We start from the raw sequence: 16,464 nt of genomic DNA on the forward strand, positions 1-16,464 counted from the left end.
ACTCATTGAGACGATTTTCTCAATTAATTCTCTAGAAGTAAATAATTTTAACAGTCCAGAGCTAACAGTCAATCATTAATAGTACAGAACTTTTTATCTAATGACTATTTTGCTAATTCCTTCTCAATTGTGGCAATTAGCTCTGGTGAATTTGGCTGGACACTACTATTAAATCGAGCTACCACTTCACCTTGCTTATTAACTAAAAATTTTTCAAAGTTCCAAGCAACAGTTCCCGTTGGCTCAACAGCTTTAGTAAGTCGCTCATAAAGTGGATGCTGCTGTGAGCCTTTGGCATGAACTTTATCGAATAGTTCAAAGGTAACACTATATTTACTCGTGCAGAATTGCACAATTTCCTCATTGCTTCCTGGTTCCTGCGCTCCAAAATCGTTACAAGGGAACCCCAAAATACGTAAACCTGCTTCTCCATACTTTTGGTTCAACTTTTCTAACCCCTCGTATTGAGAAGTATAACCACAGAAGGAAGCCACATTTACAATTAAGAGTACCTGACCAGTGTAGTCGTTTAATTGCTTATCTTCACCGTTGATGGTCTTGACTGCAATATCCGAAATTGTGTTACTCATCTTAAATCTGATTTATAGGGAATATTGCCAAGTTTCCCATATTAAAGGCACTCTAAACCCGGTTTTTTTCAGGAAATTAGGTTTGTTAGCCTTGTTGTAACAATTCGATGTCAGTCATGTAGTTGCAAAACGCTGTATCTTGTATAAATAGCTCGACCAAGCTGCCATCTCAGGATAAGAGTGGAAAATCTGCGTTGCTTTTAATACAAAACTTTGAGTGTAGTGATAAATTGACATACCTTTAAAGTCACAAATAATTAACTCTTTGTATAAAAAGTTAACAACATCCATAATTGTCCAATTGATGATGATGTCGGAAATATCTAGCTAGAAAAGATATAGTTGCTTTTTTGTTGCATCAATGAGTTATATTTCATCACCAAAACCAAAAAACTGTATTTTATAATACAGTTTTTTGGTTTGACTAAATAGACAATCAGTCAAATTTATCCGTTGAGGCATAAGTTTACCAAAGTAAAATCAGGAACTAGTTTCATGGTTTCTGTGTTGGCTTTTTAGGTCAAGCAGAAGTAACCCTTAACAAAAAGGCAGGGTTATTTTTAGGTGGCGGCTTTGATTTATGAGGTATACAAATTTTAGGTGTAGTAGCGATCGCAGTTTTCACCGTCGGCTGGTCTAAAAGCGCTGGGACGCTTAAGTGTCGCTCCCGAAGCCGATCGCATTGGGATCGATGCCTACGAACACGGCGCGTCAGTATGGCCTGATGTTTATACAATCGAGCAATTTATTGCAGAAGAAGACAAAAATCAGACTCAGACTCCAGGAATCGGTGTTCTCGATAGTGAATAGAGCCAATAATCACACTTTTCGCTGAAAAAAGCCATTTTACGGTAGTCATAATGTATATTTCACAGATTCATTGCTACTTTCTACCTGATTTTTTATTGACATTATTCAAGACAATTTTGGGCACTTTCTCAGCCAACTTTTTTCAAAGATTAAAGATTAAGTGAAGAAGACTTGACTATTTCAGAAAATACATCATAAATTTCTTACGAAGAACTATAAAAAATATTTACAAATGTGCCAATAGTTTCTTAAACTCCTACTAAGGTTATTTGAGTTTCTGGTTTTTAAACAAGTGGTCTAAAAGAAAAATATCAAAAACCACTGGATCTAACTTCGGACAACAGTTTTTTCTGATTAACCTGTTTTTTTCTTTTTTTGAGGATGGTTTTAGAGGATGACGCTTAAATTCATGTACAAACAAAAATCGAAAACAAAAAAGAGGCATTTGTCTGCAAGAAATTATGCTGTCAATTCACAATCCAACTCCAACGTCAAGCTATTTAATCTGATTAAGCGACTTTCTCCTAGTTGGCAAGCTTGTTTACCTATCGCTTGTCTGATTGTGTTGGGTTGGGGTTATGCCGCAGTTGCCCAAGCTCCAGCCGCAGGGCCAACGACAGCAGAACTCAAAATTGCTATTGACACCCTGTGGGTTGCGATCGCTGCTTTTTTAGTGTTCTTCATGAACGCTGGTTTTGGTATGCTAGAAACTGGCTTCTGTCGCCAGAAAAATGCTGTCAATGTTCTTTCCAAAAACTTGATTGTATTTGCTCTGTCTACCATTGCCTTTTGGGTCATCGGTTTTGGCTTAATGTTCGGTGATGGCAATGACTTCATTGGATTGAATGGGTTTTTCTTAAAAGGAGCAGATAACAGTCCCGCCACAGCAGACGCTTATAAAGGGATCTTCAGTGCCCTTAATTGGGCTGGTGTACCTTTAGCAGCTAAGTTTTTATTCCAGCTAGTGTTTGCTGGAACAGCAGCAACAATCGTTTCTGGTGCAGTAGCCGAACGGATTAAGTTTATTGACTTCCTAATTTTCAGCCTCTTACTCGTAGGCATTGCCTATCCCATTACCGGACATTGGATTTGGGGTGGTGGTTGGCTAGCAGACAGAGGCTTTTGGGATTTTGCCGGTTGTACAGTGGTTCACTCTGTAGGCGGCTGGGCAGCTTTGATGGGGGCAGCATTTCTTGGGCCCCGTCTTGGTAAATATCAAGACAAGCAAGTTGTAGCAATGCCCGGTCACAACATGAGTATTGCTACCTTGGGCTGTTTGATTCTGTGGTTGGGCTGGTTTGGTTTCAACCCAGGTTCTGTAATGGCTGCCGATCCTGGTGCAATCAGTCATATTGCTCTAACCACTAACATGGCTGCTGCTGCCGGTGGAATTGCCGCCACCATCACAGCTTGGTTGTACTTAGGTAAACCAGACCTGTCAATGATTATCAATGGTATTTTGGCTGGCTTGGTTGGGATTACAGCATCTTGTGCTTACGTAGGTATCGTTAGTTCTTTAGTAATTGGCTTCATTGCTGGAGTACTAGTAGTTTTCTCTGTAACATTCTTTGACAAGCTTGGCATTGATGACCCAGTGGGAGCTACCTCAGTTCACTTAGTTTGTGGTATCTGGGGAACCCTAGCAGTTGGTCTATGGTCTGTTGGCCCTGGTGTTTTTACTTGGTATACACTTGGCCCAGAAAAAGGTTTATTTTCAGGTGGTGGCTTTGGACAGTTCGGTGTTCAGTTGCTGGGCGTTCTCTCAGTAGGTGGCTTCACTGTTTTACTCAGTAGTATTTTTTGGTTGGCACTAAAAGCGACTTTAGGTATTAGAGTATCCAAAGAAGAGGAATTAGAAGGTTTGGATATCGGCGAACACGGTATGGAAGCCTACAGTGGATTTCTCAAAGAAGGTGATGCAACTGGATTTTCTGATGAACAAGGCTCAATTGGGAGACTTTAGGGGAAATATTTCTTTGGTTCATCCTCTGGCATATTCTTGATATGAGCTACCAAGACACCGTTAGTAGATTGAACTGATTCCGCAAAATTCTCTATCCAAGCAGAGAGAAGTAGGGGGTTTTATACCTCCTACTTTTTGTCTGATTAGTGCTTTATCAAGAAAGGCAGGAGGCAGGAGGAAAATTGCCCGACGCTCCTCGTCGGTAGCATATGGTAGAAAAGCTATGCCGTTGGCGTACCCTTACAGGGAAGCAAGCTCGCATAGCGTGACGCAGACAAGCCTACAGTTCGCGTAGTGTCTCCCCCTGAAGAAAAACGCTGCGCTATCCTGCTCCCTGACTCCTTCAATAATTTAGCGATCGCATTTTACCTTGTGAAAATTTTATGCTTAAAGGCTTAAGAGTTAGTATGCTGCTATTGGCAGTGATGGGAAATTTGGCATGGTCATTTAGTGCCAAAGCAAATTTTAACGGCAAACTCACCGTGGAAATTGATGGCTTGAAGAATAAACAAGGACAAGTCTGTGCCAGTATATTTGCTAGCAGTGAAGGATTTCCTAGCGATCGCGATCGCGTCTTACAAAAGCAGTGTACCAAGATTACTGAAAATCCCTTACCAATTACCTTTGATAACTTGAAAGCAGGTAGTTACGCCGTTGCTGTCTTCCACGATCAAAATAATGACCGCACTCTCAATAGCAATATTTTTGGTATACCAAGCGAAGGTTTTGGATTTTCCAGCAACCCAGAAATTCGCACAAGAGCGCCCAAATTTAGCGAAGCAGCATTTTTAGTGGCAGGGCCAGATACCAATATCCAAATCCAGTTGAAATACTTTTAAGCTGATAGCAGATTCAGTTTCCGTGAAACCAGAATCTCCCGCTACACCGCTTGGCGGTTAGCGGGGGAGTGTCAATGTTGTGAATCATTGTCTGAATCTTCCTGTAGACTCTGTTGCTCCGGCAAGTCACGTATTCGTATTCGATTCATCTGAGTTAAAGCATATCGTGCTGTTGCTTGCACATCGGCATCTGGGTCTTGTAGCGCATGGTGCAACATCTGACTCATTTGACCCATCATGTCATAAACGCGCGTCAGGTCACGGATCGCATTTTGCCGCACTTGTGGACTTTCATCTTGAATTGAAATTGCTAAAGCACGGTTCATTGGTTTGAGTGTGCGGATGCCAATTTCTGACAAAGCTGCCAAGATTAAGCTGCTTTCTTGAGAATCAGCATCAATTATCAGGTCAACCAGATGTTGAATTGCCCGTGAATCTCCCTGCTGACCCAAATCCCAAATAGCCTTGCGCCGCTTGGTTGGGTCAGAACTGCGTAAATCTTGAATTAATTCCTCCACGATATTGAGTTTAGCAAGACGAGAAGTTTTTTCTGGTAGCAATAATTGTGTGGAAAATGTTGGTGGAGGGGTTTGTAGAGTAGTGACAGTCTCCAGGAAAGGTGGTGTAATCGGTTCTTTGTTAGCTTCACTCAAACTTTTAGGCTCTGATATTTCGGACTTTTGCACTTGCTTTCCCTTCTGAAATGACCTCAGTAGAAAAAAAAGTGCGCCACTACATCCTAAAACTCCAATGGCAAATAGTAACCACCAGATAAAACCTCTCTCGGATGCTTTGGGATTTGCAGAAGTCTGAGCAATAGAGGTAACTATTGGGGGGGTAACTTTTGGAGAGGTAACTTTTGGAGAGGTGACAAACTGCTTTTTAGCCTCTATTGCTACTTGCAGTTTCTCCTGAGTCGCCGGGCCAGCAATCCCATCTAATTTTAAACCTTTTACTTTCTGGAATTTAGCTACAGCGATTTCCGTACTAGCGTTATACTGTCCATCTACTACGCCCCTGTAGTATCCCAACTGCGTTAATTGGGTTTGTAGTCTCTGCACATCTGATTTTCGACTACCATATCTCAAAACAGCCGGGCTAGCAGTAATTGTCGAACTAGCTTGTGCAAGTTCTAAAATTTCAGGTGCTAGGTTAGGTGTGGCTGCGCTTGAGCGATTTGGGTAAAAACCCACGCAAGACAAACAGGTAAATATCAGAATTGAGGAACGGCATAGCCTCATATTGCAAGTTCCAGCCTGAACGTGCTTTTCAAATCTTCGATACCACAATAGATTCTAGACGACCAAATGTTAACTGTCATTTTTAATTGAAAATGGGGCATCCCTTCGACTTCGCTCAGGGCAAGTGGGCATGGGGCATTAGGAAAAAGGAGGCAGAAGTTGTTTAATTTTAAATTTTGAATTGATTTCTCCCTCATCTCCTACTCAATTACTAATTAAGAATTATTTTAACAAGTTAAGGTAAAATTTCTGGCTTCGATTCTCTAACCGCTAGGCTTATGGGGTTCAATTTTTTAGCAGATGCTTCTAAAACTGGTTGCTGTATATTAGCTATCTCGCCGACGGTAACTGTGTCGTTTTGTCCTCCTAAAGTATCACGTTGGTTAATGAGATAGATGCTGATTAAAGTGAGAAATACTCCTACCCACTGCAACGGACTGAGGACTTCTGAGAGGAAAAGATTGCCGAATAGTAGCGCAAAGACGGGTGTCAGAAAGGTGAGAGAACTAAGACTCGTAAGACTGCCACTAGAGGCAAAGTAGAAGAATAACCCATAAGCGATCGCACTGCCAAATACGGTAGCATAACCCAAGGCGATGAAATCAGCTCCTCCCAGATTCTCCCACTGCTGGGATTCAACAACTGATGAAACTCCCCATAGTGGCAATCCGCCCAAAATCATGTGCCATCCTGTAGCGCTTACAGGGTCAGCATGTCGGCATACAAACCGAATCAACACTGTTCCCACTGCCATTGATAATGCTGCTAACAGCATTAACCACTCGCCACTAGCAAACAAATCTTGCCAGTTGCCCATTGTCATATTCGCGCCTGAGTTGAAAAAATGTAAAATCCACTCATCAGGTAAGCCAATTAAACTAATGCCCGTGACTCCCAAGCCTAGCCCCAGCCATCCCCAAAAACCAATGTGTTCTTGGAATAGCCACAACGACAGCAAGGCAACAGCCAAAGGTTGCGAGTCAATCATCACAGACCCTAATCCGGCACTAGTTCTGACTAATCCCTCCGCCAAAAAGCCTTGAAACAGTGTTCCATCTACTAGGGCAAATAAGGCAATCCACAGCCATGCAACCCAACCCTTCGGCTGGGGTTTACCCATAAATGCTGCTGCAATCAGAATTAACATCCCTGCTGGTATCAGACGCACACCTGCCATGAATAGCGGTGTGGTATGGGGTATGACTCCTTTCATGGCTACCATTGCCGTCCCCCATAGGAAAAAGGGGGCGATTAACAACAGGGAGGCGAAGGGAAGTCGAGATGCACTGAGTTTCAGTTGCATGGGTTTGCTGATACCTTTGTTTAACGAGCGCAAAAATTGCTTTACCCAATTTTACCGAATTATGTAGTTTTGCGTAGACATCGCCTTTGGCGAGTGCTTTGCACTATCGCGTAGCGTCTTGAAGATGGTGAAACTCTCCAGCCTGAGCCTAGTACCGCAAGGCGGAAGTCAAAAGTTAAAAGAATTATATTCCGAGCTTCTTGCGCCGTTTGGAATGGTATGTTTATTTACGCCATGCTGTACTAGTGCGATCGCTTGTACCAGAAATACGCTGTAAATCAGATTTGATTTTTTCAAAAAATTACCTACTCTTAAAGCTTATGTATGAAAAAATTGCTATTCCTATTTTAAGTCTCATGTTTGCAACGCTCATGTCTAATGTGGTAGCTGCTGAGACTGTAATGAAAAAAGTCGCCAGAACAGGAGTATTAACAGCTGGTACTAGTAGAGATGCGCTACCTTTTGCCTATGTGGATAGTCAAGGAAAGTTAAATGGCTATTCTGTAGACATGCTGACTCTGATTAAAGAGCAATTAGAAAAAGAAACAGGGAAAAAAATTAAACTGCAATTAGTTGGTCTTAGCCCATCTGAGCGGATTCCTAAAATAGTTAATCAAGAAGTTGATATTGTCTGTGATGCTAGTAGTTTTACATGGAAGCGAGATAAAAAAGTAGATTTTTCTGTCAGCTACGGTGCGACTGGAACCCAATTATTAGTTAAGAAAGGAAGTAATCTAGGTTCTCCTGAATCACTTATTGGTAAGCGAATTGGTGTGCTGGCAGGAACCACAAATGAGCAAGCGATCGCTCGTGTACAACCCAAAGCTAAACTGATATATTTTAAAACTAGGGCAGAGGGATACGCAGCTTTGGAAAAAGATACTATTGATGCTTTCTCATCCGATAGCATTCTTTTAGAGGGATGGCTGCAACAGCAAAAAAATCCAGATGCTTTTGCGATCGTACCCGATCGCCCCTATTCACGAGAAGGTATCGCTTGCATGGTGCCAGAAAATAACTCTAAATTCTTGGATACAGTCAACTATTCTCTGGTTAAGTTCATGCAAGGATTCGTCAATGGTAATCAGCGATATGTCACTATTTTTGACCGTTGGTTTGGGTCTCAAGGCTCTGTAGCGCTCAATCGAGATTTACGCGATTTAGTAGTGGAAACTATGCAATTGGTCATAGAATTTCGTGAGGAAATTCCTAAAAATGACCTGTGATATCATGTCTGGTTAAAGACTTATAGCAATCCTATTTGATTTGTGAAAATGCGCGGTGTCCAGATCCCCGACTTCTTCGAGAAGTCGGGGATCTAATTTTTCACAAATGATTTAGGATTGCTATATCATTAAGACTATAGAGGTGCAGAAGGGAGGGTTTTTGGGCTTTCTGCATAGATTTGGTAATCATAACTATTAGCCGGACATGATATAAACTCTTTTCAAGTTAGCCTGTCTTTTAGCTTAACTGACTGCGAAACTTACTAACACTAATAGTTAATAACACAACAGCAAAAGCGACTAAAGCCAAAACATTCATCCACAATACATCTAAGCCAACACCTTTGAGCAAAATACCTCGAACGATCGCAATATAATGGCGCAGGGGATTGAGTAGCGATAGGGTTTGAAACAAAGGTGGCATGGCTTCAATGGGTGCGATCGCTCCAGAAGTTTGTACCATTGGTAAATTAATAAAGAAAGATGTCAAAACTACCTGTTGTTGCGAACTACTCACAGTCGCCAACATAATACCCAAGCTAATCCCGACAAATACATACATACTTGATAGAGCCAAAAATAGCAGAAAATTACCTCGAAATGGTACATGAAATATTACTGTTGCTAAAGTAATAGCTAATAAAACATCTCCCATCAATAAAAATGCTAGAGGGACGATTTTTGATAGTAATATTTGCCAGTTAGCAGCTGGAGTCATTAATAATTGTTCTAAAGTTCCGGTATCTTTTTCTCGAACAACAGTAATTGCTGATACTAATGTGCCAATTAATGTTAAAACTAAACCCATAACTCCTGGGACAAAAAACCAACTACTTGTCAGTCCGGGATTGTAAAGGAATACAACTTCAGGTGCAACTGGGGGATTTAATTTACCTTGGGCTAATTGTAGATTATATTGCTGGATAATTTGATTCATATAATTTCCGGCAATCCCGGCTGTATTAGCATTTACAGCATCGATAAATACTTGAATTTCTGCTGATTTTTGTGCCAGTTGACGCGGAAAATCGGGAGGAATTACTACCCCGACATCTAATTTTCCTTCTTCTACCTGACGACTCAATGCTTTTTCACTGCTTGGTACAGATTCTAAGGTGAAAATTCGATTTGATGTCATGGCTGAAACTAACTCTCGACTAGCGCTGACGTTGGCATAGTCAATGACACCTAATCGTAAGTTATGAACGTCGGGATTGAGGATGAAGCCATACAGCAATAATTGGACTGTTGGCGGGACAACTAACAAAACAATTAATTGCTTATTGCGGAGAATTTGATTAATTTCTTTCCGCATTAATGCCCAAAATGGACTATCAAATAATCGCTGAATAAGTTTCATAAAATTCCTTTTTATTAAACCGTACAAAAGCTAGATAGATTAATTTGATAATTGCATTCGGCTTAAAACTCGGCGTGATACGTTGAAAAACACTAATCCCAAAGCTGCAAGCATGAGCAAATCAAACCAAACTCCGCCAAATCCTGTACCACGCACGAAGGCATCACGAGTGATATCGATGTAATAACGCGCCGGAATTATGTTAGGTAGTAGTGATAAGGGGAAAGGAATATTGTTGAGAGGATAAATAAAACCTGAGAGTAATAATGATGTGATAAAGCCTACGAGGGAAACGCCTTGAACAGCAGCATTTTGGTTACTACTACGGACTCCTAAAAGCAACCCAAAAAAAACGCTATCTGTCAGAAATAGTAAAGTGCCAAATATTAATGTTATGGGGTTGTTAACTATGCCGACTTGGAAAATAATTGAGCCTAATATCATAACTACTAATGCCTCGACGATGGCAATTAATAGGTATGCTAATCCTTTACCAAGTAATAGCTCAGTGGCACTAATACTAGAAGCGTAGACTTGTAAAATTGTCCCTTTTTCTTTTTCCCGTACCATTGCGATCGCAGCAAGCAATGAAGGAAAAATCCACAGTACAACTCCGTAAGTTCCTGGCACAATATACAGCGATTCTAATCTCCCAGGATTAAACCATAGGCGCATTCGTGCTGTAATCCTATTAGTAGTAGGTAGCAATCCATGCTCTTGCATGAAAAAGTTTGTCACTCTCTGAATACTATTTCTAATTACACGGGCATTGTTAACATCAGTGGCATCGATTAATACTTGCACATTTGTACTTCTACCTGCTTGAATATCACGGCTAAATTCCGGTGGAATAATGACTGCGACTTTGGCAATTCCCTTATCTATAGCATCGCGTGTGGGATTGCCACCAGACCATTTTTTAGGCACAAATTGATTGGTAGCATACAGTCTTTCAATATAGCTGTTACTTAAATTTGTGCGGTTGAAATCTTGCACAATTAAGGGAATATCTTTACTTTCCAATCTAATGGCAAAGCCAAAAATTATTAAAGTTATGAATGGCAATAAAAAAGCTAGTGCCAACGTCAGGCGATCGCGGCGGAATTGAGCTATTTCTTTTACACATTGAGCAATAATTCGTTTCATATATATTAAGTACGGCTTTGGCAAAAATCAGAGTGTTTTTAAACGCAGAGGAACGCGGAGGTTAGCGCAGAGTAACGCAGAGGTTTTGGGAGGATAATTTGCTGCATACTCTTTTTCTATTCTTGCGATCGCTGTACTATACCAATAAAGGCATCTTCTAAAGAAAAAGGAATCGGACGTAAAGAAGTGATGGTAATTTGATTAGATTTTAAAAGTTGAGCTAGTTGATTTATTTCCTGTTCGGGACGATCGAGAACAACATGTAAACTATCAGCGAAAATCGAGACGCGCCAAGACTCGAAGTGTTGTTTGAGTATCTTGGAGGCTACTTGGTTTTGATTGACCATAATTTCTATTAGTTGTCCCGGTTGCGATGCTTTGACAGAACTGGGTGAACCTTCGGCAACGGTTTCTCCTGCAACCATAAAACTCATCCGGTTGCACTGTTCAGCTTCTTCTAAATAGTGCGTTGTCACTAAAATGGCTGTACCGTTGCGGGCGAAGTCATTAATCAACTTCCAAAACTGGCGACGCGCCAACGGATCTACTCCTGATGTTGGTTCGTCTAAAAATAAAATATCTGGTTCGTGCATTACGCAAGCACCGAAAGCAACTCGCTGTTTCCAACCACCTGGTAGCTGCCCTGTAATCATGTTTGCTTGTCCTTCTAAGCCACAGGTAGCGATTACCCAATCAATTTTTTCCCGTCGGAGTTTGTGAGGTACGCCGTAAACGCCGCTATAAAATTCGAGATTTTGCAGAATAGTTAAATCGTCGTAAAGAGTGAATTTTTGACTCATGTAACCAATGCGTCGCCGTAAGTCTGCACTACGCAGATTTCCGGTTTCACCACCCAAGGAAATTTCACCGCCACTTGCTTCTAGTAATCCACACAGCATCTTAATGGTGGTGGTTTTTCCAGCACCATTAGCACCTAACAACCCAAAGATTTCCCCATAGCGCACTTCGACGTTGACATCTTTAACGGCTTGGAACTTGCCAAAAACACGGCTGAGGTTGCGAGCATATATCGCTAGCGCTGAGTGCTGAGTATTAAATACTCCCTCTGCTCCCCTGCTCCCCTGCTCCCCTGCTCCCCTCTTCCGATAACGAGGAAATGGAAAAAACTGCGGCGCGGAACCTTGTTGTCGCAGGCGCGTGACAAAGACGTTTTCTAATGTGGGTTCGCCATGTTCGATACTGGGAGAAGGTAAGTGATGTTGTTGCAGTAGTTCGCGGACTTGGGTTTCGCCGGAATTTATATCTTCAACGAGGACATCCAAGCGATCGCCAAAAGTTTGCACATCTACTATATTTTTCTGAGTAGCCTGGGAGAGTATTTCTTCTGTCGCTTCCAGGTTGGGTGTTCGCACTTCCAAACGATGCAAGCCTAAGTTAGCCCGTAACTCTTTGGGTGTACCAATTTCATGAATTTGCCCACTGTACATCAAAGCCACGCGGTGACAGCGTTCAGCTTCGTCTAAGTATGGTGTCGCAACTACAATTGTCATCCCCTCGGCTGATAATTCCCCCAGCACATCCCAAAACTCCCGCCGGGAAACTGGATCGACACCTGTGGTAGGTTCATCTAGTAACAATACTTCTGGTTGCGAAACTAAAGCACAACACAGCGCCAGTTTTTGTTTCATCCCACCAGAAAGTTGTCCCACTAAGCGATCGCCAAATCGCTCTAAATTCATTAATTTTAAATATTTATGGCGGCGTTCCCTTAACAAATCATCTGCTACTTGCCGCAACCCTGCTGCATAACGCAAGTTTTCATCAATACTCAAATCCAAATACAGCGAAAACTGTTGAGTAAGATAACCTGTGATTAATCGGGCATCTCGTGTAGGTTGATTCAATATTTGCACCTCCCCCGCCGTTGCTTCCATCACACCACCCAAAATGTGAAATGTACTAGTTTTCCCCGCACCATCAGGGCCAATCAATCCAAACATTTCACCTTTGTAGACACTCAAATCAATTCCCCGCACAGCAGCTAAGTTTCCATAGTGCTTGTGCAAACCGCGAACTTCAATTGCTGTGGTTGGCAAACTAGATGATAGCGGTAAGTTTCGAGAGAAAGTAGTAATTTGCTGTTTCATTCCCTTCTACCTCCTGCCACTGTTCGCGGACTCGCTACCACTGCGCTATCCTCCCCCCCTGCTCCCCCGGTTACTGAGCGCAGTCGTTGGCGCAGCCTCTCGTAGAGAAGTATGCCCCTCTGCTCCCCTGCTCCTCTACTCCCCTGCTCCTCTGCCCCCTGCCCCCTGCCCCCTGCCTTCAAACTAATTTCGGCATCTGCTGGCATCCCCATTTTGGCGCACGGTAAATCTGATTCCCTATAAGGTTTTTCGGGGTTAAAGCAGCTATCAGGGTTTTGAACTTTAATCCGAATTCCTACTACTTGTCTGACTCGATCTTTTTGAAAGTAAATATTCTCTGGTGTAAATGAAGCTTGTGGATCGATGGCAATTACTTTACCTTCTAATGGTTTCCCCGGTGCAGAATCAATGAAGATTTTTGTTGTTTGTCCTAGACGCACTCTGCCAATATCGCCTTCGGGAATAAAACCTCTAAAATACACTGTTTTGGGGTCAACAATTGTCAAAATATTAGTCTGATTGCTAACTATTGCACCTGGTTCGACATTCCGGGCTGTCACTACTCCATCTAAAGGACTAACTACATTTACATCTTTTTTGGAGTCTGCAATCTGGGTGAGGATTTGCTGATTTGATGCTTGGGCATCTTTGACTTTGGCACGGGCAGAGTTGACTTTTGCCTGTGCAGATTTAAGTTGAGCATAACTTTGTTGCTGCTTTCTGACTAAAGCTGTTAACTGGGCGTTGCGAATGTCAGGATTGAAACCTGTAGTATTAACTTGAGTTAACGCTCCTGATGTCGCCTTTAATTGCTGGCGTTCGGCATTCACTGCTGCCTGTCGTGCTTCTAGGGTTGCGATTGCGGTATCTAGAGTAGTTTGGGCTTGATCGAATTGTTGTTGATTTACCGCCCCTTCTTTTACCAATTGGGCATAGCGATCGCGGTTGATTTTTGCTAAATTAACTTCTGCTGCTGCTTGTTTAACTTGCGCTTGTGCTTGCACTAATGTGGCTCTAGCTGCTGCTACATTTGCCTGTGCCTGCTCAATTCTTCCTTGGGTATCCCCTTGAGACTGCTGCAAATTAAGTTTAGCTTCGTTAATTTGGCTGTTAATTTCTTGAATTTCTCTAGTGACTCGCTCTACATCTGAAATTGCCTGCTGTTCATCATATCTAGCAGATGTCACTCTCGCTTGAGTACCAAGTAGTTGTTGTTGCAGTAATTGATCGTCTGTGTCGTCTAACTTAATTAACTCTTGCCCCTTTTTAACTGCTGCCCCTTCACGCACGGCAATTGTCTCAATTCTTCCAGAACGCTTGATCCCAATCTCGGTTTCATAACCCTCAATCCGTCCACTAACTTGCAGTATATTTGCCGATACTTGCGGTTGAGAGCGCCACACCGCGTAGCCAATACCACCAGCCACTAACAGCACCCCAATCGTTAAAAGGATCGGTTTCTTGCGGCTTTTCTGCTTTGATACTGCATCTTTGAGATTTTCCGGGGATGTTGGGATAGTCTGAGTCATGGTATCACCCTGGATTTTGAAAAATATTTGGTAAATTGAAAATTTTGAATTCAGTGTCATATACTAGACTGTCTAGTATGATAATACAAGATATTACGTAAAAAAGTTTACTCTTCATGCCCATAGACCCTACTTTTCAACTAGAAAATCCTTTACCTGCGATCGCTCCCAAGCAGGAGAAAATATTGCAAGGAGCTATACAGGTATTTTTGAAGGAGGGTTACGCTAGAACAAGTATGGATCGTGTTAGTGCGGCGGCTGGAGTATCTAAGCAAACAATATACAGTCACTTTCAAGATAAAGAAGGGCTGTTTAAAGCGTTGATAGAACGGTTGACTATCGCTTGTTTTCAAAGTATTTTTTGCACCGAAAAATTACATGATGAACCAGCGATTTTTTTGCGTCAAATTGCTGAAATTTATTTAACCGAAGTCGCTGATAATCCCGATTATTTGGCATTGTTGCGTTTGATTATCACCGAGTCACAAAACTTTCCAGAACTAGCCAAACTTTATACCCAAACCGTTGTGCTACGCGGTCGGCAAATCCTAAGTCAGTATTTCGCATCTCATCCAGAATTAGGAATCAACGACCCAGAAGCAATGGCTCATATTTTTTTTGGTTCGCTGGCATCCTACGTGATTGTACAAGAAATGTTGTATGGAAAAGAACTGACATTTTTATCACGCGATCGCTTGCTAGATAGCTTAATAAATGCGGTCATGAGCCAGTCCCTAAATACGGTTACTCAGGGATAATGGGTGTATTTGTTTGAGATTATGAAGTGAAATCACAGGTAAATATTATGCTTAGTCAATTACCCAATTACATTACTAGTCCTTCGTGGTGGCAATTGATCGGGTGGATTGCCGATCCGATTGGATTTCAGCAAAAGTATAGTCAAAAATATGGAGATATTTTTTCCATGCAACTGAGTGGACTCGGTTCTTATGTAATTATTAGCCATCCCCAAGCCATTCAAGAAATTTTCAGTCAAGATTCTAAATTTGATATTGGTCGTGGTAATAAAATTGCAGAACCTTTGATTGGGCGAAATTCTCTCATGTTAATAGATGGTGCCCGCCATCGACGAGAACGAAAATTATTAATGCCCCCCTTTCATGGAGAAAGGCTACAGACTTATGCTCAACAAATCTGCTTAATTACTGAGCAAATCGCCAGCCAATGGCAAATCAATCAACCTTTTGTGGCTCGTTCTGCTATGCAGAAAGTTAGTCTAGAAGTCATTTTACAAATTGTCTTTGGTTTAAGTGAAGGGGAACGCTATCAACTAATTTTACCTCTACTTACTAGTTGGTTGGATATGACTGATTCTCCTTTGCGCTCCAGTATGCTATTTTTGCCATTCTTACAACAAGATTGGGGAAAATGGACTCCTTGGGGACAGATGAAAAGTAGACAAAGCCATATTTATGAGCTACTTCAAGCAGAAATTGCAGAGAAAAGAACAAAGAACAATCAGAGCCAAGGTGATGTTCTGAGTTTGATGATGGCAGCACGGGATGAAAATGGGCAAGCAATGACCGACGATGAATTAAAAGATGAATTGATCACAATTTTATTTGCTGGACATGAAACTACAGCAACAACCCTAGCGTGGGCTTTCTATCAAATTCACCAAAATCCAGATGTTCTCTTAAAATTGCAGCAGGAACTCGACAGCTTGGGAGAAAATCCAAACCCAATGGAAATTGCCCAACTTCCTTACTTAAGCGCAGTTTGCCAAGAAACCCTGCGGATGTATCCAGTCCTGCCAGTGCTTTTCCCACGGATTACCAAATCATCCATAAATATTGCAGGATATGAGTTTCCTCCTGATACAACTTTAATGCCAAGTATCTACCTTCTGCATCACCGGGAAGACTTATATCCTAATCCTCAACAATTTAATCCCGAACGTTTTTTAAAACGCCAGTATTCCCCTTGGGAATTTATTCCTTTTGGTGGTGGAATTCGGCGCTGTTTAGGATATGCCCTGGCTCAGTTAGAAATCAAATTAGTCCTCGCAACAGTTTTATCCAATTATCAACTTACCTTAGTAGAAAATAAACCTATTAAACTGCAACGACGTGGATTTACCCTTGCTCCTAATGGTGGAGTTAGGATGATGGCTATTAAAAAACGATCGCTTGCTCAAGTTTATCCAAATTCTGTTTTAATTTAGCGATCGCCTGCGCCCTTGCTTGTCAAAACTATTGCAAGGCTAAGGCACTCACTTTCACTTTTGAGGGTTTGTAGTAAGCACTTCAGGCTTAGAAAATAAGGATTAAAGTCCTTACTACAAACTTGCTTATCTATCAATTTAAACTTGAAAAACTACTACCTCAA

Annotated in this window: 13 protein-coding genes; 5 read left to right on the forward strand and 8 right to left on the reverse strand. The window is 41.7% G+C overall.

Annotation, left to right across the window (positions count from 1 at the left end; all coding sequences use genetic code 11):
* Positions 1–104 precede the first annotated feature (104 nt).
* The gene (locus RMX69_RS16715; protein ID WP_289798162.1) at positions 105–590 is read right to left on the reverse strand and encodes a glutathione peroxidase; all 486 of its coding nucleotides are present in this window, start codon (positions 588–590) and stop codon (positions 105–107) included.
* A gap of 520 nt (positions 591–1,110) precedes the next feature.
* Entirely contained in the window at positions 1,111–1,326 is a 216-nt protein-coding gene (locus tag RMX69_RS16720; protein ID WP_322638123.1) for a hypothetical protein, read from the reverse strand.
* Between the two features lie 483 nt (positions 1,327–1,809).
* Between RMX69_RS16720 and RMX69_RS16725 the strand changes: the two genes are divergently transcribed.
* The gene (locus tag RMX69_RS16725; RefSeq protein WP_322638124.1) at positions 1,810–3,363 is read left to right on the forward strand and encodes an ammonium transporter; all 1,554 of its coding nucleotides are present in this window, start codon (positions 1,810–1,812) and stop codon (positions 3,361–3,363) included.
* 383 nt (positions 3,364–3,746) lie between these two features.
* Complete coding sequence (locus RMX69_RS16730; protein WP_289798164.1) at positions 3,747–4,202, forward strand: DUF2141 domain-containing protein; 456 nt, start codon at positions 3,747–3,749, stop codon at positions 4,200–4,202.
* 71 nt (positions 4,203–4,273) lie between these two features.
* Here RMX69_RS16730 and RMX69_RS16735 read toward each other — a convergent pair whose 3' ends face one another.
* Together RMX69_RS16735 and RMX69_RS16740 are read right to left on the reverse strand one after the other, a co-directional pair.
* On the reverse strand, positions 4,274–5,443 hold the full coding sequence (locus tag RMX69_RS16735; RefSeq protein ID WP_322638125.1) for a peptidoglycan-binding protein: 1,170 nt from the start codon (positions 5,441–5,443) through the stop codon (positions 4,274–4,276).
* Between the two features lie 235 nt (positions 5,444–5,678).
* The gene (locus RMX69_RS16740) at positions 5,679–6,746 is read right to left on the reverse strand and encodes a DMT family transporter (protein WP_322638126.1); all 1,068 of its coding nucleotides are present in this window, start codon (positions 6,744–6,746) and stop codon (positions 5,679–5,681) included.
* Positions 6,747–7,066: 320 nt separating this feature from the next.
* Between RMX69_RS16740 and RMX69_RS16745 the strand changes: the two genes are divergently transcribed.
* The gene (locus tag RMX69_RS16745; protein ID WP_289800055.1) at positions 7,067–7,972 is read left to right on the forward strand and encodes an amino acid ABC transporter substrate-binding protein; all 906 of its coding nucleotides are present in this window, start codon (positions 7,067–7,069) and stop codon (positions 7,970–7,972) included.
* A gap of 238 nt (positions 7,973–8,210) precedes the next feature.
* Here RMX69_RS16745 and RMX69_RS16750 read toward each other — a convergent pair whose 3' ends face one another.
* The 4 genes from RMX69_RS16750 to RMX69_RS16765 form a co-directional block, all read right to left on the reverse strand.
* Positions 8,211–9,332, reverse strand: a complete 1,122-nt coding sequence (locus RMX69_RS16750) for an ABC transporter permease (protein WP_289798167.1) — start codon at positions 9,330–9,332, stop codon at positions 8,211–8,213.
* Positions 9,333–9,371: 39 nt separating this feature from the next.
* Positions 9,372–10,478 (reverse strand): ABC transporter permease, encoded by a 1,107-nt coding sequence (locus RMX69_RS16755; RefSeq protein ID WP_322638127.1) that lies wholly within the window; start codon positions 10,476–10,478, stop codon positions 9,372–9,374.
* Positions 10,479–10,594: 116 nt separating this feature from the next.
* Positions 10,595–12,586, reverse strand: a complete 1,992-nt coding sequence (locus RMX69_RS16760) for an ATP-binding cassette domain-containing protein (protein ID WP_322638128.1) — start codon at positions 12,584–12,586, stop codon at positions 10,595–10,597.
* The gene (locus RMX69_RS16765) at positions 12,583–14,115 is read right to left on the reverse strand and encodes an HlyD family secretion protein (RefSeq protein WP_322638129.1); all 1,533 of its coding nucleotides are present in this window, start codon (positions 14,113–14,115) and stop codon (positions 12,583–12,585) included. Before RMX69_RS16765 ends, RMX69_RS16760 begins: the two co-directional genes overlap by 4 nt.
* A gap of 116 nt (positions 14,116–14,231) precedes the next feature.
* Between RMX69_RS16765 and RMX69_RS16770 the strand changes: the two genes are divergently transcribed.
* Positions 14,232–14,873 (forward strand): TetR/AcrR family transcriptional regulator, encoded by a 642-nt coding sequence (locus RMX69_RS16770; RefSeq protein WP_322638130.1) that lies wholly within the window; start codon positions 14,232–14,234, stop codon positions 14,871–14,873.
* Between the two features lie 47 nt (positions 14,874–14,920).
* On the forward strand, positions 14,921–16,300 hold the full coding sequence (locus RMX69_RS16775) for a cytochrome P450 (protein ID WP_322638131.1): 1,380 nt from the start codon (positions 14,921–14,923) through the stop codon (positions 16,298–16,300).
* The last annotated feature ends 164 nt before the right edge of the window (positions 16,301–16,464 follow it).

Source organism: Nostoc sp. EspVER01, assembly GCF_034530635.1.
Lineage (GTDB): Bacteria > Cyanobacteriota > Cyanobacteriia > Cyanobacteriales > Nostocaceae > Nostoc.

Bases quoted from the DNA above. Each gene is read 5' to 3' on its own strand.
- RMX69_RS16715 (WP_289798162.1), bottom strand. From the start codon at position 590: ATGAGTAACACAATTTCGGATATTGCAGTCAAGACCATCAACGGTGAA.
- RMX69_RS16725 (WP_322638124.1), top strand. From the start codon at position 1,810: ATGTACAAACAAAAATCGAAAACAAAAAAGAGGCATTTGTCTGCAAGA.
- RMX69_RS16730 (WP_289798164.1), top strand. From the start codon at position 3,747: ATGCTTAAAGGCTTAAGAGTTAGTATGCTGCTATTGGCAGTGATGGGA.
- RMX69_RS16735 (WP_322638125.1), bottom strand. From the start codon at position 5,443: ATGAGGCTATGCCGTTCCTCAATTCTGATATTTACCTGTTTGTCTTGC.
- RMX69_RS16740 (WP_322638126.1), bottom strand. From the start codon at position 6,746: ATGCAACTGAAACTCAGTGCATCTCGACTTCCCTTCGCCTCCCTGTTG.
- RMX69_RS16745 (WP_289800055.1), top strand. From the start codon at position 7,067: ATGTATGAAAAAATTGCTATTCCTATTTTAAGTCTCATGTTTGCAACG.
- RMX69_RS16750 (WP_289798167.1), bottom strand. From the start codon at position 9,332: ATGAAACTTATTCAGCGATTATTTGATAGTCCATTTTGGGCATTAATG.
- RMX69_RS16755 (WP_322638127.1), bottom strand. From the start codon at position 10,478: ATGAAACGAATTATTGCTCAATGTGTAAAAGAAATAGCTCAATTCCGC.
- RMX69_RS16760 (WP_322638128.1), bottom strand. From the start codon at position 12,586: ATGAAACAGCAAATTACTACTTTCTCTCGAAACTTACCGCTATCATCT.
- RMX69_RS16765 (WP_322638129.1), bottom strand. From the start codon at position 14,115: ATGACTCAGACTATCCCAACATCCCCGGAAAATCTCAAAGATGCAGTA.
- RMX69_RS16770 (WP_322638130.1), top strand. From the start codon at position 14,232: ATGCCCATAGACCCTACTTTTCAACTAGAAAATCCTTTACCTGCGATC.
- RMX69_RS16775 (WP_322638131.1), top strand. From the start codon at position 14,921: ATGCTTAGTCAATTACCCAATTACATTACTAGTCCTTCGTGGTGGCAA.